18 protein-coding genes and 3 pseudogenes are annotated in these 18,862 nt (G+C 67.1%); 10 read left to right on the top strand and 11 right to left on the bottom strand.

Features of this window, described 5'->3' with window-relative positions; genetic code table 11:
• Positions 1 to 127: 127 nt before the first annotated feature.
• From ACXMYJ_RS26465 to ACXMYJ_RS26450, 4 genes and pseudogenes are all read right to left on the bottom strand, one after another.
• Positions 128 to 814, bottom strand: a complete 687-nt coding sequence (locus ACXMYJ_RS26465; RefSeq protein ID WP_443188678.1) for a TetR/AcrR family transcriptional regulator — start codon at positions 812 to 814, stop codon at positions 128 to 130.
• 76 nt (positions 815 to 890) lie between these two features.
• Positions 891 to 1,113: pseudogene (locus ACXMYJ_RS26460) on the bottom strand (IS481 family transposase); the annotation flags it as partial.
• A 40-nt stretch (positions 1,114 to 1,153) separates the two neighbouring features.
• A complete protein-coding gene (locus tag ACXMYJ_RS26455; RefSeq protein WP_443188677.1) occupies positions 1,154 to 1,477 on the bottom strand; it encodes a DUF2795 domain-containing protein in 324 nt (107 codons plus the stop codon).
• Between the two features lie 175 nt (positions 1,478 to 1,652).
• Complete coding sequence (locus tag ACXMYJ_RS26450; RefSeq protein WP_460359282.1) at positions 1,653 to 3,176, bottom strand: HNH endonuclease signature motif containing protein; 1,524 nt, start codon at positions 3,174 to 3,176, stop codon at positions 1,653 to 1,655.
• An 86-nt stretch (positions 3,177 to 3,262) separates the two neighbouring features.
• Here ACXMYJ_RS26450 and ACXMYJ_RS26445 point away from each other — a divergent pair, with 86 nt between their 5' ends.
• From ACXMYJ_RS26445 to ACXMYJ_RS26435, 3 genes are read left to right on the top strand one after another with little or no spacing between them, the layout of a single operon-like run.
• Positions 3,263 to 3,871, top strand: a complete 609-nt coding sequence (locus ACXMYJ_RS26445) for a biotin transporter BioY (protein ID WP_443188675.1) — start codon at positions 3,263 to 3,265, stop codon at positions 3,869 to 3,871.
• Entirely contained in the window at positions 3,864 to 4,559 is a 696-nt protein-coding gene (locus tag ACXMYJ_RS26440) for an energy-coupling factor ABC transporter ATP-binding protein (RefSeq protein ID WP_260752526.1), read from the top strand. Before ACXMYJ_RS26445 ends, ACXMYJ_RS26440 begins: the two co-directional genes overlap by 8 nt.
• Positions 4,556 to 5,158 carry an energy-coupling factor transporter transmembrane component T family protein gene (locus ACXMYJ_RS26435; RefSeq protein WP_260752527.1) on the top strand — a complete coding sequence of 201 codons (603 nt, stop codon included), beginning with the start codon at positions 4,556 to 4,558 and terminating at the stop codon, positions 5,156 to 5,158. Before ACXMYJ_RS26440 ends, ACXMYJ_RS26435 begins: the two co-directional genes overlap by 4 nt.
• Before the next feature lie 13 nt (positions 5,159 to 5,171).
• On the opposite strand, the gene ACXMYJ_RS26430 is transcribed toward ACXMYJ_RS26435, so the two are convergent.
• The 4 genes and pseudogenes from ACXMYJ_RS26430 to ACXMYJ_RS26415 all read right to left on the bottom strand — a co-directional run bounded on the left by ACXMYJ_RS26430 (position 5,172) and on the right by ACXMYJ_RS26415 (position 8,481).
• Positions 5,172 to 5,858 carry an arsenate reductase ArsC gene (locus ACXMYJ_RS26430; RefSeq protein ID WP_260752528.1) on the bottom strand — a complete coding sequence of 229 codons (687 nt, stop codon included), beginning with the start codon at positions 5,856 to 5,858 and terminating at the stop codon, positions 5,172 to 5,174.
• Positions 5,859 to 5,866: 8 nt separating this feature from the next.
• A pseudogene (arsB, locus tag ACXMYJ_RS26425) lies at positions 5,867 to 6,925 on the bottom strand (ACR3 family arsenite efflux transporter); the annotation flags it as partial.
• On the bottom strand, positions 6,922 to 7,302 hold the full coding sequence (locus ACXMYJ_RS26420) for an ArsR/SmtB family transcription factor (RefSeq protein ID WP_260752532.1): 381 nt from the start codon (positions 7,300 to 7,302) through the stop codon (positions 6,922 to 6,924). The pseudogene arsB and the gene ACXMYJ_RS26420, both read right to left, overlap by 4 nt.
• Before the next feature lie 57 nt (positions 7,303 to 7,359).
• Positions 7,360 to 8,481 (bottom strand): baeRF10 domain-containing protein, encoded by a 1,122-nt coding sequence (locus ACXMYJ_RS26415; protein WP_460359281.1) that lies wholly within the window; start codon positions 8,479 to 8,481, stop codon positions 7,360 to 7,362.
• A 193-nt stretch (positions 8,482 to 8,674) separates the two neighbouring features.
• Here ACXMYJ_RS26415 and ACXMYJ_RS26410 point away from each other — a divergent pair, with 193 nt between their 5' ends.
• The 3 genes from ACXMYJ_RS26410 to ACXMYJ_RS26400 all read left to right on the top strand — a co-directional run bounded on the left by ACXMYJ_RS26410 (position 8,675) and on the right by ACXMYJ_RS26400 (position 12,399).
• Positions 8,675 to 9,085, top strand: coding sequence for an ArsR/SmtB family transcription factor (locus ACXMYJ_RS26410; RefSeq protein ID WP_260752534.1), 411 nt, complete (start codon positions 8,675 to 8,677; stop codon positions 9,083 to 9,085).
• Entirely contained in the window at positions 9,082 to 10,062 is a 981-nt protein-coding gene (locus ACXMYJ_RS26405; RefSeq protein WP_460359280.1) for a cation diffusion facilitator family transporter, read from the top strand. The genes ACXMYJ_RS26410 and ACXMYJ_RS26405 overlap by 4 nt, the downstream gene beginning before the upstream one ends.
• Positions 10,063 to 10,335: 273 nt before the next feature.
• Positions 10,336 to 12,399 (top strand): heavy metal translocating P-type ATPase, encoded by a 2,064-nt coding sequence (locus ACXMYJ_RS26400; RefSeq protein WP_460359279.1) that lies wholly within the window; start codon positions 10,336 to 10,338, stop codon positions 12,397 to 12,399.
• Between the two features lie 9 nt (positions 12,400 to 12,408).
• Here ACXMYJ_RS26400 and ACXMYJ_RS26395 read toward each other — a convergent pair whose 3' ends face one another.
• Complete coding sequence (locus tag ACXMYJ_RS26395) at positions 12,409 to 13,128, bottom strand: hypothetical protein (protein WP_460359278.1); 720 nt, start codon at positions 13,126 to 13,128, stop codon at positions 12,409 to 12,411.
• Between the two features lie 546 nt (positions 13,129 to 13,674).
• Positions 13,675 to 14,034, bottom strand: a complete 360-nt coding sequence (locus tag ACXMYJ_RS26390) for an Rv2640c family ArsR-like transcriptional regulator (protein ID WP_260752551.1) — start codon at positions 14,032 to 14,034, stop codon at positions 13,675 to 13,677.
• 93 nt (positions 14,035 to 14,127) lie between these two features.
• Here ACXMYJ_RS26390 and ACXMYJ_RS26385 point away from each other — a divergent pair, with 93 nt between their 5' ends.
• The 3 genes and pseudogenes from ACXMYJ_RS26385 to ACXMYJ_RS26375 all read left to right on the top strand — a co-directional run bounded on the left by ACXMYJ_RS26385 (position 14,128) and on the right by ACXMYJ_RS26375 (position 17,015).
• Positions 14,128 to 14,535, top strand: a complete 408-nt coding sequence (locus ACXMYJ_RS26385) for an ArsI/CadI family heavy metal resistance metalloenzyme (RefSeq protein ID WP_260752552.1) — start codon at positions 14,128 to 14,130, stop codon at positions 14,533 to 14,535.
• Positions 14,536 to 14,633: 98 nt separating this feature from the next.
• A pseudogene (locus ACXMYJ_RS26380) lies at positions 14,634 to 14,779 on the top strand (ACR3 family arsenite efflux transporter); the annotation flags it as partial.
• Between the two features lie 211 nt (positions 14,780 to 14,990).
• Positions 14,991 to 17,015 (top strand): alkaline phosphatase family protein, encoded by a 2,025-nt coding sequence (locus ACXMYJ_RS26375; RefSeq protein ID WP_460359277.1) that lies wholly within the window; start codon positions 14,991 to 14,993, stop codon positions 17,013 to 17,015.
• 1 nt (position 17,016) lies between these two features.
• Here the strand turns inward: ACXMYJ_RS26375 and ACXMYJ_RS26370 are convergent, their stop codons facing one another.
• Positions 17,017 to 17,667 carry a glycoside hydrolase gene (locus ACXMYJ_RS26370; protein WP_460359276.1) on the bottom strand — a complete coding sequence of 217 codons (651 nt, stop codon included), beginning with the start codon at positions 17,665 to 17,667 and terminating at the stop codon, positions 17,017 to 17,019.
• Between the two features lie 352 nt (positions 17,668 to 18,019).
• Here ACXMYJ_RS26370 and ACXMYJ_RS26365 point away from each other — a divergent pair, with 352 nt between their 5' ends.
• Positions 18,020 to 18,715: a GAF and ANTAR domain-containing protein gene (locus tag ACXMYJ_RS26365; RefSeq protein ID WP_460359283.1), complete on the top strand. Its 696-nt coding sequence runs from the start codon at positions 18,020 to 18,022 to the stop codon at positions 18,713 to 18,715.
• The last annotated feature ends 147 nt before the right edge of the window (positions 18,716 to 18,862 follow it).

Raw genomic sequence — 18,862 nt, 5'->3', positions numbered from 1 at the left:
TCTTCACCTGCGAGGTGCCTTCCCGCTGGAACGATTGAACCCTAGAGAAGTCCAATTATTCCTTGCAGGACAGGCACTTTCGCGTATCTACACCCCATCGAACGCAAACTTCCGCGAAAAATCCGGGCTAACGCGGCTGGCGTGAACGGGGTTTGCGGGTACCACTACTGGTTGTCGTTTCGGAGGTGATTTGTAGCGCCGGCCGAATGAACCGGACGGCCTGCGCGCGTGCCGACTTCTTGCTGCGCGGGTAGGCGTGCGGCGATGTGGCCACGGCGCTCACCAGAGCGAACATGCTCACGGCATCGGCTTCGGGTTTCGGGGAGTACATAAATCCGGCTCGGTGCCCAGCGCGCAGCACGTTGATGACGGGCTCGCACAGGAGCCAGCGCATGTCAGCCATCAACTCGGTGTTTGTTTGGTAAGAATTCAGGATTTCCGGAGTCAGGAAAAGCGCCGTGCGTGCGGCCTTCGTCGGTTCGTAGAACTGATCCAGCAGCCCGTCGAGCCACGCTTCCAGCGCGGCCACGGGCCCAGATGCGTTCGCTATGGCGTGTTGGAGCGCGCGCCGGGCCGATTCGCCATCTCGGCGGATGATGGCGGTCAGTAGCGCGTCCTTGGATGGGAAGTGGCGATAGAAACTGGATGTCGACAGGTGCGCCTCAGCCAAGATGGCGGCGACCGACAGTCGCGTATAGCCTTGGTCGGCCATCAGGCGGACCGCGGCGTCCATCACCATGCTCCGTTCGGTGTCGTCGTCGAAGTGGCGTGGTCGGCCCAGCTTGTCGGGCGCCTGCCCGCTCGGATTGCCCACGCCACCCTCCATGCGACCTTCAATCGATGAACGAACGTTAGCAACAGCGCAACCACGCGGACCTGATCTAGGTTTACTGACAGCGCTCGGCGTCGCTGGTGTAGGCCCATTCGTCGGCGAGTGTGACGGTGCTCGACCTCGCCGAGCGCGTCGCGGAATGCGTGTGATCGGTAGCAGGAACCGTTGTCGGTCACATTTTTTCGGGCCGTGATCCCTTGCCGTGAGTGTGCATCTACGGCGGTGTGGATGAAGGCATATCCCCGCACCGGGTTGCCGTACATGTCGCGCCGTCCCGAACTCTTGACGTCGACGTGCACCGAGCTCAGAGACTTAGCGCGCTCACTTCTTGCGGTTCTCACCCAATACTTCGGCGATCGGGTTCGGTGGCACGTCTCTATCCCTCTCGGTGACACCCGGCTTGGTGGGCACCCGGTGCGCGGCACCCCTCTCGCCATCGGTCATGACGTCGTCGGTCAGCGGCACGGATGCCAGCACTTCGGCGAACCCGGCATACGTCTCGGGCGGGATCGAGCGCAGCGCCCGGATGGTGTCGTCATCGCAGGAACGGCGTTCCGCCGCTGCGAGAAGAGTCGCCTTGTCCGCTGGGAAGTCGACATCGTCGAGGCATTCGCGGAGTCGGCGGCACGTGGTGGCTGCGGACATGATGCTCCTCCTTGTGCGCGGTTGTCTCGGTGCCGAATGCCCGGCACGACGGGCCGCAAACCGCCGCGAACAAGCGAATACTCCACCGCGGGCCGGGCGGCCGATCATGACCTATCCGGACGAGATGCCCGTCGAGGCTCAGCTACTTGGCGCGTCGGACTTCCCCGCGCGGCGGTCAGGCCGCTTGGTTGTCGGGTGGTGCGGGGCCGCCGGGTTCGCCGGGGTCATCGGCCGGTGTCGGCGGACCCGGCTCGGCGTCGACCGTCGCATTGTTGGCGGGTTGGGTTGGGGCACTGGTGTTCTGGCTCTGCGGCGGCGGATCGTCGGGGGGTCGTAGCAGCCGTTCGGGTTGGTGGTAGTAGTTGAGCCGGGCCTGACCGGTGTCCAGTGTCGGGGGTGGGATCCATTCCACCTCGCAGCGGTCGTTCATCCGGGTCGACCAACCACCGCCGTCGGGGTCGACGCTGCGGTTATCCGGCCCGCACGCCAGGCCGAGTTCATCGACGTTGGTGTTCCCGCCATCGACCCAGTCGGCGACCACGTGATGGACCTGAGACCCGTAGGCGCCCACGGTGCAGCCAGGTTTGGTACACCCGCCGTCACGGGCGATCAGCATGATCCGCTGTGCCGGGGAGGCGATCCGCTTGGCGCGGAACAAATCCATTGCTGAGCCGGTGGCCCGGTCGAACACCGCCAGATAGTGATTGGCGTGCCCGGCCATCCGGATCACCTCGGCGATCGGCACCACCGTGCCCCCACCGGTGACACCGACCCCGGCGCGGGACTCCAAATCCTGCAGCGTGGTACGGATGATCACCGACACCGGCAACCCGTTGAGCTGCCCCAGCTGCCCACTCATCAACGCGATCCGCCCGGCCGCGACCAGCGCATCATGCTGACGCTGGGCCAGGCTGCGCTGATCGTTGTCGATCTGGGCCTGCGACGGCGTCCCCGACGTACACGGCTCGGGATCGTCGGGATTACACATCCCCGGCGCGGCCAACCGGGCGAAAATCGGCTCCCACACCGCCCACGCCTCCGGAGTCAGCGTGGCGCGCAGATCCACCATGGCATCCCCACGCTGGGGCGACCTCGACACCGCGCGTTTGCGGGCGCGTTCGCTGTCATCGGGTTCGGGGCCGTCCTGATCGAGCAGAAACAACGTCCGCTCCGCGCAGTCCTTGAGTTCCTTGGGGCCGTTACCCACCGCAGTACGCACCAGATCAACCTCGATGCGCTCCCGGGTGGCGGTGTCGACCCAGCCCGGCACCTTGTTGAGCGATCGGCGGATCACGTCGACGTGTTCGGCGTTGATCAGCCCGTGCGCTTGGGCGATCGCCGTGGCGGGCAGCACCGGCGGCAGGGCCGGGCCGGTCAACGACGGCCGCGGCGCCAACACCGCCGCCTCGGTCAGCCGGCGGTGGGCCTCACCAGCCGAGATCCGCCACCGGACGGTCAACACTTCTTTCCACGATTTCGCACCCATCTGCTGCGGTGTCGCCTCAGTCTGCAACCGCGCCAGCAACCGATGACCCACCGCCGGCAATTGGCACGACAATGTCTCCAGTTCATCCAGGGCCGCAACAAGATCAGGCCGGGTCAGCAGGTCGACCTCACAGGCCGCCACCGCATCAACGGCAGCCCGCAACCCGCTCACCGCGGCCCGCAAGTCGTCGCCCGACATAGTTCGAACATACATTCGACCACCGACAAGACATGCCTCTGGTGCAGCCACTCACGCAGGGGAGGCACGGCGCTCTTCGGGGTGTCGACCATAATTCTCGGGTGAGTGCTCAGACTTCCAAGCTCCGCCGGTTCGGCCGCGTCGAATCCCGCGACCTGACCCAGGCGGCGGTCTTCGCAGGCCTGCTGGCCGCCCTCGGGCTCCCGGGCACCCTGACCATCGGACCCACCGGTGTGCCGATCACGCTGCAGACCTTCGGCGTAATGCTCGCCGGGTCGATCCTCGGCGCCCGAAAGGGCGCGTTGGCGATCGCTCTGTTCACGATCCTGGCCGTCGCCGGGTTGCCGATCCTGGCCGGTGGCCGCACCGGGCTGGTGTCGCTGTCCTCACCGACGGCCGGCTTCTTCGTCGGCTGGATGCCCGCGGTCATCGTGATCGGGCTGCTGACCGCCCTGATGATGCCCCGCTACCGCGTGCTGTGGGGCATCGCCATCAACATCGTCGGCGGGATGGTCGTCATCTACCTCTTCGGCACAGCCGGGTTGATGTTGCGCACTGACTTGTCCTGGTGGGCCGCGTTGTCCACGAACGGCATCTACCTCCCCGGCGACATCGCCAAAGCGGTGGTGTGCGGTTTTGTCGCCGCCCAGGTGCATCGCGCTCGTCCGGGCCTCATCACGCCTCGGCGCACGGTGCGAAGCCATGGCTGAGGATCCGGCAGGCGCGATCGTCGTTGACGGGGTCTCCCACTCCTTCGGCGACCGACCCGTGCTGCGCGACATCTCGCTGACCCTCGCCGAGCACCGAGTCGCCATCGTCGGCGCCAACGGCAGCGGGAAATCCACACTGGCACGGCTGTTCAACGGGTTGGTGCTGCCCGATGCAGGGTCGGTGCGCGTGCACGGTCTGGACACCCGGCGTTCGGCCAAACAGGTCCGCCGGCAGGTCGGTTTCGTGTTCACCGATCCGGACCGCCAGATCCTGATGCCCACCGTCGCTGAGGATGTCGAACTCTCGCTGTCCCGCCAGTCGCTGGACCGGCAGACCCGCGCTGCGAAGGTGGCGCAGGTGCTGGAACGGTTCGGGTTGGCCGGGCACGCCGACCAACCCGCGCACCTGCTGTCCGGCGGCCAGAAGCAGTTGCTGGCGCTGGCGACGGTGCTGGTCACCGAGCCGACCGTGGTGGTGGCCGACGAGCCGACGACGCTGCTCGACCTGCGCAATACCCGGATGTTGCGAAAAGCCTTCGCCGCGTTGGACACCCAGGTGGTGATCGTCACCCATGATCTGGATCTGGCCGACGACGCCGACCGCGTCATCGTGCTCGAGGACGGCCGGGTGATCGCCGACGATGTACCGCCGGTCGCGCTGGCCACCTACCGGCGGCTGATGGCGTGACGGTCTTGGGGGATTACCGGCCCGGAACGTCGTGGCTGCATCGCCTGCCGGCCGGGGCGAAGCTGCTCGCGCTCGGTGGACTGATCGTCGCGATGACGGTGTGGGTGGATTCGCCGGTGCGGCTCGGCGTCGTGGCCGGAATCGTTCTGGCAGGCGTGCTTTCGGCGCGGCTGAACGTGTGGGCGCTGATTCTGCAGCTGCGGCAGGTGCTGTGGGTCGTCGGGTTCATCTTCGTATTGCAGGTCGTGCTCACCGACTGGCGTCGCGCGCTGGTGGTGTGTGGGGTGCTGCTGCTCGCGGTGTGCCTCGCGGCGATGGTGACGTCGACGACGCGGACAACCGACATGCTGGACGCGGCCACCCGGGCGATGAATCCCATGGCGCGGTTCGGGTTTCCGGTCCGGCAGGTCGCCATCGCGTTGGCTTTGACCATCCGGTCGATCCCGCTGTTGGTCGAGATCATCGGCCAAGTGGACGAGGCGCGACGGGCCCGCGGGCTGCGGGTCACCCCGCGGATCGTGTTCGTGCCCGTGATCGTCGGTGCGCTTCGTGCCGCCGACGACTTCAACGAAGCGCTCATCGCCCGCGGCATCGACTGACACAACGGCTCGTTCACTCAGAGCTGCGGTCGTGCTGCTGTGCGGCGACTCCGAGGTCGGAAAGCAGGCGCTGGATCCGTTGTTCGATCTGATCGCGGATGGGCCGGACTGCGTCGACGCCCTGACCGGCCGGGTCGGGAAGGTCCCAGTTCTCGTAACGCTTGCCCGGGAACACGGGGCAGGCGTCTCCGCAACCCATGGTGATGACGACGTCGGCGGCTTGCACGATCTCATCGGTCCAGGGCTTCGGGTATTCACCGGTGATGTCGATCCCGACCTCGGCCATGGCAGCGATGGCGGCCGGATTGATCTCGGTGCCGGGTTCTGATCCTCCCGACCAGGCGATGGCCAAGTCGCCGGCCAGGTGGGTGAAATAGCCCAGCGCCATCTGGGAGCGGCCGGCGTTGTGGGTGCAGAGAAACAGCACAGTGGGTCTGCCGTCGCTGACTCGGCCTTCCACGCGCGCCAAAGCGTGAAGTCGTTGGCGGGCGAACCGTTCTGCCAGTAGCGGAAGAAAGTTGGGAATGGTGGCACGGCCGGCGAACTGGTCGTAGGACGAGTGCAGAAAGCGCTCGATGGTTTCGGTGCCGAAGGACCCGTTGAACTCACCATCCAGCCGGGTCGCGGCCGTTCTCAGGGCCAACCGCTGATCGACCGAGAGATCACGGCGGCGGCCATCGGTGACGGGACTGTCAGTCATGGGAGGACTCCGTTGAACCGGCGACGTAACGCCAGGGAGACGTAAACCAGAGCGACCAGGACAGGTACTTCGATCAACGGTCCGACGACACCGGCCAGGGCTTGGCCGGAGGTGGCGCCGTAGGTGGCGATCGCGACGGCGATGGCGAGTTCGAAGTTGTTTCCGGCGGCGGTGAACGCCAGGGTGGTCGTCCGCTCGTACCCGAGGTCCAGCAGCGTGCCGAGCAGGTAGCCGCCACCCCACATGAGGGCGAAATACGCCAACAGGGGGAGCGCGATGCGGGCAACGTCCCACGGCTGGTGGGTGATCTGATCTCCTTGCAGCGCAAACAGAATTACGATCGTGAACAGCAGCCCGTAGAGTGCCCACGGCCCGATCCGCGGCAGGAACTTCGCGTCATACCAATCGCGGCCTCTTACGCGTTCGCCCACACGGCGGGACAGGTAGCCGGCCAGCAGCGGGATGCCGAGGAAGATCAGCACGGACTTGGCGATCTGCCACGGTGACGTGTCGATTGTCGTCTGGGGAAGTCCCAGCCACCCGGGCAGCACGGACAGGTAGAACCAGCCCAGCACCGCGAACATGACGACCTGGAAGAACGAGTTCAAAGCCACCAGGACAGCGGCGGCTTCACGGTCGCCACAGGCCAGGTCGTTCCAGATGATGACCATGGCAATGCAGCGGGCCAGCCCGACGATGATCAGCCCGGTGCGGTACTCGGGCAGGTCGGGCAACAGCAGCCACGCGAGAGCGAACATCAACGCCGGACCGAGCACCCAGTTCAGCACCAGCGAGGACACCAGGAGTTTTCGGTCTCCGGTGACCGTGTCGAGCCTGTCGTAGCGGACCTTGGCCAACACCGGGTACATCATGATCAGGAGACCGAGCGCGATCGGAAGCGAAATCCCGTCGATCTGAACGCGTTCCAGTGCGGTGTTCAGGCCGGGAATCCACCGGCCCAGCAGCAGCCCGGCGACCATCGCCGCACCGATCCAGAGCGGGAGAAAACGGTCGAGGGTGGAGAGCTTGCCGACCACCGCCGGCGTCGCGGCAGTGGTGGTGCTCATGCCGGTGTCCCCGCCGCCGTCGACGCGGTCACCGCGCCGAGAAGCACCGACAGGCTGGCCAACGCTTCGGGTACCACCGCGTAATACACCCACGACGCCCGGCGTTCCGACGTGAGGAGCCCGGCGTCCCGCAACACTCGCAGGTGATGCGACACGGTGGGCTGGGAGACCTCCAACCCCGCGGAGACATCGCAGACGCACGCTTCTGCTCCGGCGTGGCTGGCGACCGCCGAAAACAATTGAAGCCGCACGGGATCGGCCAGGGCTTTCAGTTTCGTCGCCATGTCCGCTGCCGCTGCCGCCGAGATCGGCTCGCGCAGAAGCGCCCCAGGCGGACAGCAGGCTAGAGCGGCCGACGGCTCGTGCGGATTCGACATGTTCCGATATTGATGGATATCGAATCCAGAGTCAAACGAAGGTTGCGACCCTGACGATCATCCCGGCGCGGGCGGAAGCGGAAAGCGCAACGACGCGGCCGTCAGGTGCTGCTTGAGAACGGTGTCGGCGCAGACGTGTTCGATCGACCCGCTCTCGTTCATCACCACTTGGGCCAGCTCGTCCACGATGTCTGGGGTACGGCGGACCGGGCGTCCACATAGCGGGCACGTTTCGCCGGAAAGGGCCATCCATTGATCGTGGTCGCATATCACGCCCGGTGTCACCGTTCCATCCTGGACCAGGAGCTCGTCTACCGCTGCGACCGTCCCGGCCCACAGGCATCCGGGAAGACCGAGAACCGCCAATCCGCCCGCAGCCGCCTTCTCGACCGTCTCGGCGACCATCCGCTCCTCCTCGTCGCGCTCATAGCGCTGCAGGACCGCTGCGGCCTGCCGCTTCACATCACCGAAAGCGGTGCGCGCATCGTCGTCGACCGTGAATGTGCCCGCGAGGGTAGGCCGCAGTTCGTGGGTGAGGTAGTCAAGGAAGCGCGGCAACTCGGCGTGGTGGCCGCCGACAATCAACAGCTCGAATGCACCGTCGCGATGCATCTTGTCGAGCATGGTGACCACCTCGAGATAGTGACGCTTGGTCAGCTCCTCGGCCTTGTCTTGATTGCGGCCGGGGTCGGCGTCAACCCGCCGTGTGCCGACCTCAGACATCTCGTCCTGGAAGAGCTCCCAGATCCGAGCGGCCTTTCGGTCGACGACCGCGACGCAACAGCGGTGATACTCGTCGAGCACTGCCAACATCGGCCGGACCCAGGGGGTTTCATCGACCACAATCCGGTCATGCACGCTGCGGGGAAGCTGAACTTCCTCGAAGAAGTCGCGACCGCTGCACGAGAACATCGCAACCGAACCGGGCGACCAACGGTCGTGCTTCTCGACCGCCTCGGTGAACCGCTCCATATCGGCACGGACGGACAGCATCGCGTCGTGGCCGAGTTGGTGGTCTTGGGCCATCGGCTGGATTTCGTGCAGCAGGCTGTCTAGCTTGCTGCGAACGACTGTCACGCGGTCTTCGGGCTCGTACGGCACGGCGGCATATAGCGAGATGACCGGCATGCCGTTCCCCCGAAAGCCGACGATCCGGTTGACTGTCTCCGCCGTGATCACAGCATCATCGCGTACGCAGCGGGTGTCGTCATATCAGGCTCCTCCTAAAACGGTGATGGCAGCGGAAACACCCACCAACCATGCCTAACGACCCTGCCGGGTACTTCAGCCCCCGGACACCAGGTAATGGGGGTTGAGTTGATCCTGCGAGACGAACACCCGCCTGATCCAGCGCCTGATCTACTATCTGCATATGAATGCAGATAACGGACTGTGCCGCCGCCGTCTCCCGGAGGACGAGGTGGCATTGGTGGTCGAGTCGTTCCGCATGCTGGCCGACGCCACCCGCGTGCAGATCGTGTGGGCACTCTCCAGCGGGGAGATGTCGGTCAACGACCTGGCGGCCCACATCGGCAAGCCCGCGCCGTCGGTCTCGCAGCATCTGGCGAAGCTGCGCATGGCTCGCTTGGTGCGGACGCGCCGGGAAGGCACCTCGATCTTCTATGCGGTCGACAACGACCACATCAAGCAACTGGTCCGCGACGCGGTCTTCAACGCCGAGCACGCCGGTCCCGGCGTTCCCGGTCACCACCGCAACACCGAGCAGCTGGCCGAGTTGCACCGCGTGGGTGGACCGTCGGGGGAGAAGGAACGCCGCGCATGACACACCCTCACCCTCATGGGGATGGAACCGCAGGCAGGCTCCGGGCGGCAGTCAAGGAGGTGTTCGCGCCGCACAGCCACGACCCCGCCGACAGCATCGACGACGCGCTGCAATCCAGCGCCGCCGGCATCCGCGCGGTGAAGGTCAGCCTCCTGGCGCTCGGCGCCACCGCGGTCGCCCAACTTGCCATCGTGATGATCTCCGGGTCGGTCGCCCTGTTCGCCGACACGGTGCACAACTTCTCCGACGCGCTCACGTCCATACCGCTGTGGATCGCCTTTGCTGTCGGCACCCGCGCCGCGACCCGGCGCTACACCTACGGCTACGGTCGCGCGGAGGATCTCGCGGGGTTGTTCGTCGTCGCCATGATCGCGCTGTCCGCCATCGTCGCCGGCGTCGAATCGGTCCGCCGCTTCATCAACCCGGTGCAGATCGACCATGTGGGCTGGGTGGCTGCCGCCGGACTGCTCGGCTTCGTCGGCAACGAATTGGTAGCTCTTTACCGTATCCGCGTCGGCCGCCGAATCGGGTCGGTCGCTCTGGTCGCCGATGGGCTGCACGCACGCACCGACGGCTTCACGTCGCTGGCTGTGCTGCTCGGCGCAGGCGGTGTCGCTCTGGGCATTCCGCTCGCCGATCCCGTCATCGGGATCGTGATCACGGTCGCCATTCTGGCGGTGCTGCGCACGGTGGTGCTCGACGTCTTCCGCCGTCTGATGGACGGTGTGGATCCCGTTCTGGTCGACGCGGCGGAAGCCGCGCTGCGCGCCGAACCCGGCGTCATCGGGGTGCGTAGCGTGAAGATGCGCTGGATCGGGCACCAGCTCCATGCCGATGCCGAGCTCGACATCGCCTCCGGCACCACCCTCGATGGGGCCCACCGCATCGCCCACGAGGCCAAGCACACCCTGACCCATGCGGTGCCGAAGTTGTCGACGGCGCTCATCCACGCCTATCCCGCCGACAGCCACCACTGAGCACGACACGATGGACTGGTGGACAGCGCCCAGCTGCGCCAGCTGCGCCGTCCGCGCTGGGTAGGCACACCCGCTGCACCGGTGCAGCAGCAGTTGCCGCGCCGCGAGTGTTCGGCCCGTTGTCGATCGACGTCGCGTCGGCACGGCTACCGTTGCGTCCATACCCCTAGGGGGTATAACGTCGACTGTGTTGCCCGCTCCGCGAGCCCCGGCGGGGTCTGTGACGCGAACCGTCCGCACACCGGGCACTGTGCGACTCCCGAGAGGAGCGACATGACACACCCACACGCAACCGCACCGGGCCACAGTGCCGCGCATCCCGGATCCTCCACGGCGCACGGGCACGCCGGCCACGGCGGCGATCACGTGGCGCAGTTCCGAAAACTGTTCTGGGTCAACCTGATTCTCGCGGTCCCGGTGGTCGCATTCTCGAGTATGTTCGCGATGCTGCTGGGCTACCAGGTGCCGGACCTGCCGGGTGTCCGCTGGATCGCGCCGCTGCTCGGCACCGTCCTGTACATCGTCGGCGGGCGTCCGTTCCTCATGGGCGCGGTGAGTGAAATCCGTTCCCGCAAACCGGGAATGATGCTGCTGATCGGGCTGGCGATCACGGTCGCGTTCGTGGCGTCCTGGGGCGCGAGCCTGGGCCTGCTCCACCACGAGCTGGAGTTCTGGTGGGAGCTGGCGCTGCTGGTGGTCATCATGCTGCTCGGCCACTGGATCGAGATGCGCGCCCTGGCTCAGACGACCTCGGCGCTTGACTCACTGGCCGCGCTGCTGCCCGATGAGGCCGAGAAGGTCGAGGGCGATCACACCGTCACCGTCTCCCCGGCGGAGTTGCAGGTCCGCGACGTGGTGGTGGTCCGGCCCGGCGGCAGCGTCCCGGCCGACGGCAGGATCGTCGACGGCCGCGCGGACATGGACGAGTCGATGGTGACCGGGGAATCCCGCCCGGTCACCCGCGGGGTGGGGGATGCCGTCACGGCCGGCACCGTCGCCACCGACTCCGGGCTGCGGGTGGAGATCACCGCCACCGGTGCCGACACCACGCTGGCCGGCATTCAGCGCCTGGTCGCCGAGGCGCAGAACTCCTCGTCGCGGGCCCAGCGCCTGGCCGACCGGGCCGCCGGATGGCTCTTCTGGTTCGCGCTGCTCACCGCCGCGCTCACCGCGGTGGTCTGGGCGGCCGTCGGCGATCCCGATGCCGCCGTGGTGCGGGCGATCACCGTGCTCGTCATCGCCTGCCCTCATGCGCTGGGTCTGGCGATCCCGCTGGTCGTGTCCATCGCCACCGAACGCGCCGCCCGGGGCGGCGTTCTGATCAAGGACCGGCTCGCGCTCGAGAGCATGCGCACGGTGGACGCCGTGTTGTTCGACAAGACCGGCACCCTGACCAAGGGTGAACCGACGGTCACGGCGATCGAGACCGCCGGCGAGGCCAGCAAGGATGAGGTGCTCGCGCTCGCGGCCGCGGCCGAGGCGGACAGCGAACATCCGCTGGCACGGGCCATCGTGCGCGCCGCCGAGGAACGCGGACTCGCAGTGCCCCGTGCTACCGGGTTCTCCTCGTCCCCGGCCGTCGGCGTGACCGCGTCGGTCGATGGGCACGAGATCCGGGTGGGCGGCCCGCGCCTGCTCGAGGAGGTCGGCGCCCCCGAGGTCGGCGCCGCCTCCGAGTGGCGCGACGAGGGGGCGATCATCCTGCACGTCGTGCGTGACGGCACCGTCGTGGGCGGCCTGCGCCTGAGCGACGAGATCCGGCCCGAATCCCGGGAGGCGGTCGACGCGCTGCACATGCTGGGCGTGGAAGTCGTGATGATCACCGGCGACGCCGAGGCGGTCGCCGGTGCCGTAGGCCGCGAACTCGGCATCGACCGCGTGTTCGCCGGGGTGCGCCCGGAGGACAAGGCGGCCAAAGTCGCTGCGCTGCAACAGGAAGGCAAGAAGGTCGCGATGGTCGGTGACGGTGTCAACGACGCGCCTGCCCTGGCGCAGGCCGATGTGGGCATCGCGATCGGCGCGGGGACGGACGTCGCGATCGCCTCTGCGGGCGTCATTCTCGCCAGCTCCGATCCACGCTCGGTGCTCTCGGTGATCCTGCTGTCCGTCGCCACCTACCGCAAGATGAAGCAGAACCTCTGGTGGGGTGCGGGTTACAACCTCGTCTCCGTGCCGCTGGCCGCCGGTGTGCTCGCCCCCGTCGGATTCGTGCTGCCGATGTCCGTCGGGGCGCTGTTGATGTCTCTGTCCACAGTTGTGGTGGCGCTCAACGCGCAGTTGCTGCGCCGCATCGATCTGCGGCCCGAGGCCAGCACCCGAGCGGTCCTGAACCGTTGACCGGCGACCTCACCCGGCGTGGTCGTGAGCGTGATCGGTGTGGCCGTCCTGCGCAGGCTGCGCCGGAGCGGCGGGGGCCTCCCGCGGTTGCGGTGGGGTAGGCGTGCCCATCGGGTCCACCGTCCGCGGCGCGATCGCCGGCTCTGCATGGTGGCCCTGATGGTCGTCCGCATGGTCGTCCGCGTGTCCGGAGCCGTGGTGGCCCGGTTCGGCGTTGGCCGGCCCATGGTGGCTGTGCCGAAGGCCCGACGCCACACCGACGGTCGAGGCCAGCGCCACGACCGTGGCGGCGCCGAGCAGCACCATCGCATTCGCGTAAAGGGGGATCAGATCTCCGCGGTGACCGCGGTACCACACCCACCCGGCTCCCATCACGACGTAGATCTGCAGCAGCACCGCGCACAGGTCCGCGGCCGCGACGACCTCTGCCACACCGGCGTGAGGGCCGTACGGCGGTCCGGCGGTCCGGGACAGCGCCCACAACACGACCGCTCCGACGTTGACCGTGATCCCGGCGGCGAGCACCGGCGTCGTCATCCGGGTGAGTATCAGCCCCGCCCAGACCAGCTGGAAGAGCGCGAGGGTGACGAAGAACAGGCCCGCTGGGATCCATTCGTGCCAGTGGCTCGGGACGACGGCGAAATGGATGACGGCTGCACCGAGGGAGGCAAGCGCGGCGAGGCGCGCCGCCAGTCCGCTGTCGGTCGTTGTCGCTGTCCTGGCTGTCACCGTCCGATGATGTCAGTACCCGGCCGCGGAACGGTTGCCTGAATCCACATCTCGACCGGAACGAGATTTCTTCGTCACCGGGTCGAGGCCGTGGGCGGTTTGGCCCACGGTCCGTCGAGCTCCGCGCGCCATAGCAGGGTCCTTCTGCTCTGGCAGGGGCCTGACATCCCCGCCGAGACTTAAAGCGCACGCGACAACGGTGACGATGAAAGGTGAGGCAGATGAAGCGTGAAGTATGCAAGTTCTTCTCTGGAGTGTTCGCGGGGTTGGCGTATACCCACGTGGCGTACGCCGTCGCGATCTCCTCAGGAGTGTTGAGCGAACCCGTCTTTCGCGGAAGGCGTTGGGGCGCAAAGTATGCCTGGATCGAAGCCGCGACGTACCCGGCTGTCAGTGCGGGACTCGGCTATGCCGGCTGGCGCGGCGGGGCCGACCGTTCGCCCCGGGAGCCGATAGCGGTACCGGACGACGGGCGACGGGACCAACCCGTCGCCGCGACCGAAGCGCCGCAGCCGGTTATCTAGACCGACGCGCCGCCGGTCTGCACTACCGGCAGCAGTTCGGATCCAGCGTGGTGCACAGCGCTTGGAGCGCCTCGGGCCGGACACGGTGGTAGACGTTCATTCCGCGACGGTCGGACAGCACCAGGCCGGCCTTCCGGAGTTGACTGAGGTGGTGACTCACAGTCGACTCGCTCAGGCTCAGCACCGTGGCGAGGTCACCCGAGATCTCCTCGCCGGAAGCGGAACTGAACAGGTACGACACGATCTTGACGCGCACCGGATCGGCCAGCGCCTTGAGTCGCACCGCGATCTCGAGCGCATCGGCGTCGGACAAAGGGCCGGACGCGACGGGTGCACAGCACACCGGTGCGGTCGTGTCGATGACGGGCAATGCCTTGGGCATGACGCTATCTTGCCACACTCTTGACATATATCGAAAAGGTGGCGCATAGTGGACGCGCCAATTCGATATATGTCGCAAACCTGGAGGTGCGTAATGTCCCGTGTGCAGCTGGCGCTCAACGTCGACGATCTCGACGAGGCAATCACGTTCTACGGCAAACTCTTCGGCGTCGAACCGGCCAAGGTCAAGCCGGGCTATGCCAACTTCGTCGTCGCCGACCCGCCGCTCAAGCTCGTGCTGCTGGAGAACCCCGGCAAGGGTGGCAGCCTGAACCACCTAGGGGTCGAGGTGGCCTCGAGCGAGGCCGTGCATGCCGAGATCGCCCGGCTGACCGAAGCTGAGATGTTCACCGAGGAGGAGATCGGGACGACGTGCTGCTTCGCCACCCAAGACAAGGTGTGGGTCACCGGACCGGGAGGCGAGAAGTGGGAGGTCTACACCGTGCTAGCCGATTCGGAGACGTTCGGAGTTGCTCCCGCGGCGTCAGCGTCGTGCTGCTGAATCCCTGAGCGGAATACCGGCGGGCACCGAACGACGGTTGCGTGAAAGGTCTTACGCTGTACCGGTTCCTGCCGCTGGGGATACCTCCTCGGCCGTAGGTCGCGATCACGATCGCGACCTACGGCGCGCCCTCGGGCCCGGCGCCGTCCGACCACTGATCGAGGTCCCCGTCCTGGTCGCGCTGGTCTATGTATCGTTGGGCCTGCGCCGCCATTCCCCCCCGTCGAGGAGCCCGGATGGCTCCCGACCTCCCCGGCCCTCGATGGTGGCTGCGGCGAACCGGTTCTGCACGTCGTCCCGGTTGACGAGGCCCGTCGATCGCACCCATACCCATCTCGCCCAAACACGGCCAGCGAACCCCCGCCGAGGCGTAATTTACGGACAGCGCAATCAGCGAACAGGCAGCGACGGCTCGGGCCGACGCCGCTGACACGCGCTCGGTCGGGAGGATTGTCATGGGCTACGCCAACCACATTGGTCGCGTCGGAGCACTCGCGGTGACGCTGGGAGTGGGCTGGGCGGTGGCGTCCGCGCCGGGCGTGGCCTCCGCCGAGACGACCGAATCCTCGAGTTCCAGCCAATCCCCGTCCGGGGGTACGTCCGCACCGTCGTCCGACGCATCGTCGGCGAAGGACGCCGGCGACACCGGCGCCGCGCAGGACACGGGCGGCGACGAGACGACCGACGAGACGGCCGACGAGGACGCCGCGGAGCCCGACGACGTCGATGAGCCCGACGACGTCGATGAGCCCGACGGCTTGAAGGTGAGCTCGAAGGACCGGCAAGCCCGTGTTGAGCTGGAGCCGACCGAGACGGCCGCGGAGGTAGACGAAGCCGTCGCCGCCGTGGTGACCGTCGATACTGCCACCCCACCGGAAGCCACGGGCACCCCACCGGAATCCGCGAGCACCGACCCGCAGATCACGACCCCCGCGCCGCCGACCGCACCGGCCGAGCCGGCACCCGAGCCCACACTGCTCACCGTCGTCACCGATCTGGTGGATTCGCCGCTGCAGCCGCAGCCGCAGCCCGCGCCCGCCGCACCGCTCGAGGGTGCCACCATGCTGGCGTCGCTGGCCGCGGTGCGAGACGAGCTGGAGCGCAACGCAATCAGGCGAACGGCGGCGACCACCGCCGCGGCGGCCTACATCGACGACGGCACCCCCAACGTGCTGGTGATCGGCGTGGACGGTACGAACCTGTCCCGCGTGCTGGCCAATCCGGAACTCACCACCAACTTCTTCAGCCTGATGCAGGGAGGCACCACCGCCGCATCGACCATAGTCGGGCACACCACGATCTCGAACCCCTCGTGGTCGTCGATCCTGACGGGGGCGTGGGGCGAGAAGACCGGCGTGATCAACAACGTCTTCACGCCGTGGACGTATGACAAGTGGCCGACGGTGTTCACCCAACTCGAGGGGCAGAACAGCAGCATCCAGACCACGTCGATCGCCAACTGGGACGTGATCTCGGCGATCGCGGCGTCGGGCATCGGCGCCGACGAAGTGCTCAATGTGGCGCAGGTGGCCGGCGACACCAACTGGCTGCTCACCGACGACAGGGTCGGCGATCTCACCGAGGCCGCCATCGCGGCGGCGCGCGCCGATACCGCGAACTTCATGTTCAGCTACTTCGTCGGCGTCGACGAGAACGGGCACCTGTACGGCGGCGACTCCCCGGAATACCTGGCGGCGCTGGCGAACTTCGACCGCAACCTCGGTGAGATCATGCAGGCCATCAACCTGTGGGAAGACGCGACGGGTGAGAAGTGGACGATCATCATGGTGACCGACCACGGCCACCAACCGCAGCTGGGCCTCGGTCATGGATTTCAATCACCAGATGAGACAACAACTTTCGTCGTCGCGCGCAGCCCCGGCTTGTTCGGTGAGGGCCTGGTCAACACGAAGTACTCGATCGTCGACGTGACCCCGACCGTACTGTCGCTGTTCAACCTCCAGCCCACCGTTGACAACCTCGACGGGGTGTCGCTGACAGAACTGGGCGACGCTGACCTCACGCCCGTCAACGACAACGAAGCGCTGCGCGAGACACTGCTGGACATCATCGCCAAATACGGCTATCCCGACATCGGCACGAACCTGGCGCTGGGCGCGCGCACCATCTTCGCGTCGGTGCCCTACTACGTCGACATGCTCACCAACGGCATCACCGCGAGCCTGCAGTCGGTCGTCGATCAGGACATCTTCCTGATCAGCGCGCTGGCCGCACTGGCGATCATCCCGGTCAGGATCGTCGGCGGACTCACCTACGTGGGCACCAATGTCGTCGCGCAGATCGTCGCGCGGCTCACCGGTGTCACCGGCGCGAGCATCTTCCCGCTGTGGCCGCCCGCCCCGCCGTCGTTCCCGGACGCGCCCGAGGGCGTCTCCACCCCGGATCTGGTGGCGCTGGTGTGCACCGGCGGGCGGGTGTCGAGCGCCGTGTTCGCGTGCGGGGATTCGGTGGCGGTGTGAGTCAGCGCTGCATGGAGGCGATGAAGTACGACTCGTCGCCGGTGGGGTAGCCGCCGCCGTCGGTGGCGATGTGGACGTGGTCGAAGTGGTTCAGCGTCTCCGAGCCGTAGTCGGCAGTCCAGCTCGGCGCACCGATGCCGGGGTAGAAACCTTGCCGCCAGATCACGTGCAACACACCCCAACGCTTCGCGTTGGCCAGTGCGTACCCGGCGATCTGGTTGCCCAGCTCGATGCCTTTCTCGCTGTTGTGGTTCGGGATCATCACGTCGATCGCGAGCCCGTTGGGATGCCATTTCAGCGGATCCTGCCGGTACCCGCCGATCGTGGTGATCTCCGGGAACATCGCACTGATCGCGCGCGCAGCCCAGATCGTCTTGACCTGTAGGCCGCCTTCGGGGGCGACCCCGGCAGGCAGCGCGAAGTTGAACACCCGCGCGTCGGCCGGCGCACTGGCGGCCAGTAGTTCCGCTTCGGTGGGCGGTGGCGCGGACAGCGTCGGTGTGGGCTCCTGCCCGGCGGCGCTCGGAGGGGTCTCCACGTGGCGGGGTGTCGTCGTCGTGGTCTGGGCGTAGACCATGCCCGCGGACACCACGAGCGATGTGGCGACGGCCAGCCACCGCCCTCGTCCGTTGGCCAAGAGTTTGCTGCCCACGGACAGACACCTTAGTGGCCGTCCGGTTCCGTCCGACCGCGATCGCGGAATTCGTCCCGCCTGTTCCGGGTTTGATGGCCCAAGTCCGCAACAGGGCATCCCACTGTCGGTAGTCTCGGCGGTGTTCATCGTCGTCGCCGGTGTGGTGGTGCACCGACGTCACACGAGCGAACGGGAACCGGTCTCGACCTGAGGGTCGCCCCGGGGCCGGGGCCGGGGCCGGAGAGGGGACTCCGTGTCCGCCAGTGACAACGTGCGGTCAGCTGGAACGCCGGGCCTGGTTGACGGGCCCAAACCCGAACTGTCCGAGGAACGGCGACATCTCTACAGCGTCGTCGAACTGGTCGACAGCATGCAGCGGCGCGCGGTCAGCGATGTCGAGTCGGTCCTGCGCGACCTCAACACCGTGACGGTCGAGTCCGTGCCCGGCGCGCAGTACGGATGCATCACCGTCGTCGGTGACAAGATCGAGTCCGTGGGGCCGACCCACCCGTATCCGGTGCTGCTCGACGACGTGCAGCGCGAGACCGGCGAAGGGCCGTGCCTGTCGGCTGCGTGGGAGCACCACACCATCAGCATCGAAAACCTCGATGTCGACGACCGCTGGCCGCAGTATCGGGACGCGGCGATCCTGCGCACCCCGGTGCGCTCGGTGCTTCCCTTCCGGCTGTTCAGCGAGGGCGGCAAACTGGCCGCGCTCAATCTGTACGCGGAGCCGACCCACGCCTTCGACGAGGAATCGGTGGAGATCGGGCTGATCTACGCCGCGCACACCACCGTGGCCTGGAACATGATGCGCCGCCAGCAGCAGTTCCGCAGTGCGCTGGCCAGCCGGGACGTCATCGGCCAGGCCAAGGGCATCCTGATGGAGCGTTTCGACATCAACGCGATGGCCGCGTTCGATCTCCTTCGCAAGATCTCTCAGGAGTCCAACATCAGACTCGCCGAGGTGGCCGAGCGGTTGGTCAACCTGGACCACCCGAACGACGAGAACGGTGGCGACGGTGGTCGCCGCCGTACTCAGAAGGGTGGGGGGTCGTTGCCGTAATCGGGTGGCGGGTGCGGGTTTTGGGGTTGTTGCTCGATGAGTCGTTGGGCGGCGTTGTGTTCACGCTCGGCCTTGATGCGGGCAGCCCTGTCCGCGGCGCGGGTGCGTTGGCGTTTGGGCATCTGGACCTCGCGGCCCGACCCGGGT

The organism is Mycobacterium sp. ZZG (assembly GCF_054786995.1).
The sequence above is the reverse complement of the archived record's forward strand: the minus strand, read 5'-3'. Positions and strand labels throughout refer to the sequence as shown.

Bases quoted from the DNA above. Each gene is read 5' to 3' on its own strand.
- ACXMYJ_RS26375 (WP_460359277.1), top strand. From the start codon at position 14,991: ATGGGCTACGCCAACCACATTGGTCGCGTCGGAGCACTCGCGGTGACG.
- ACXMYJ_RS26390 (WP_260752551.1), bottom strand. From the start codon at position 14,034: ATGCCCAAGGCATTGCCCGTCATCGACACGACCGCACCGGTGTGCTGT.
- ACXMYJ_RS26365 (WP_460359283.1), top strand. From the start codon at position 18,020: ATGCAGCGGCGCGCGGTCAGCGATGTCGAGTCGGTCCTGCGCGACCTC.
- ACXMYJ_RS26385 (WP_260752552.1), top strand. From the start codon at position 14,128: ATGTCCCGTGTGCAGCTGGCGCTCAACGTCGACGATCTCGACGAGGCA.
- ACXMYJ_RS26400 (WP_460359279.1), top strand. From the start codon at position 10,336: ATGACACACCCACACGCAACCGCACCGGGCCACAGTGCCGCGCATCCC.
- ACXMYJ_RS26455 (WP_443188677.1), bottom strand. From the start codon at position 1,477: ATGTCCGCAGCCACCACGTGCCGCCGACTCCGCGAATGCCTCGACGAT.
- ACXMYJ_RS26440 (WP_260752526.1), top strand. From the start codon at position 3,864: ATGGCTGAGGATCCGGCAGGCGCGATCGTCGTTGACGGGGTCTCCCAC.
- ACXMYJ_RS26410 (WP_260752534.1), top strand. From the start codon at position 8,675: ATGAATGCAGATAACGGACTGTGCCGCCGCCGTCTCCCGGAGGACGAG.
- ACXMYJ_RS26405 (WP_460359280.1), top strand. From the start codon at position 9,082: ATGACACACCCTCACCCTCATGGGGATGGAACCGCAGGCAGGCTCCGG.
- ACXMYJ_RS26450 (WP_460359282.1), bottom strand. From the start codon at position 3,176: ATGTATGTTCGAACTATGTCGGGCGACGACTTGCGGGCCGCGGTGAGC.
- ACXMYJ_RS26430 (WP_260752528.1), bottom strand. From the start codon at position 5,858: ATGACTGACAGTCCCGTCACCGATGGCCGCCGCCGTGATCTCTCGGTC.
- ACXMYJ_RS26420 (WP_260752532.1), bottom strand. From the start codon at position 7,302: ATGTCGAATCCGCACGAGCCGTCGGCCGCTCTAGCCTGCTGTCCGCCT.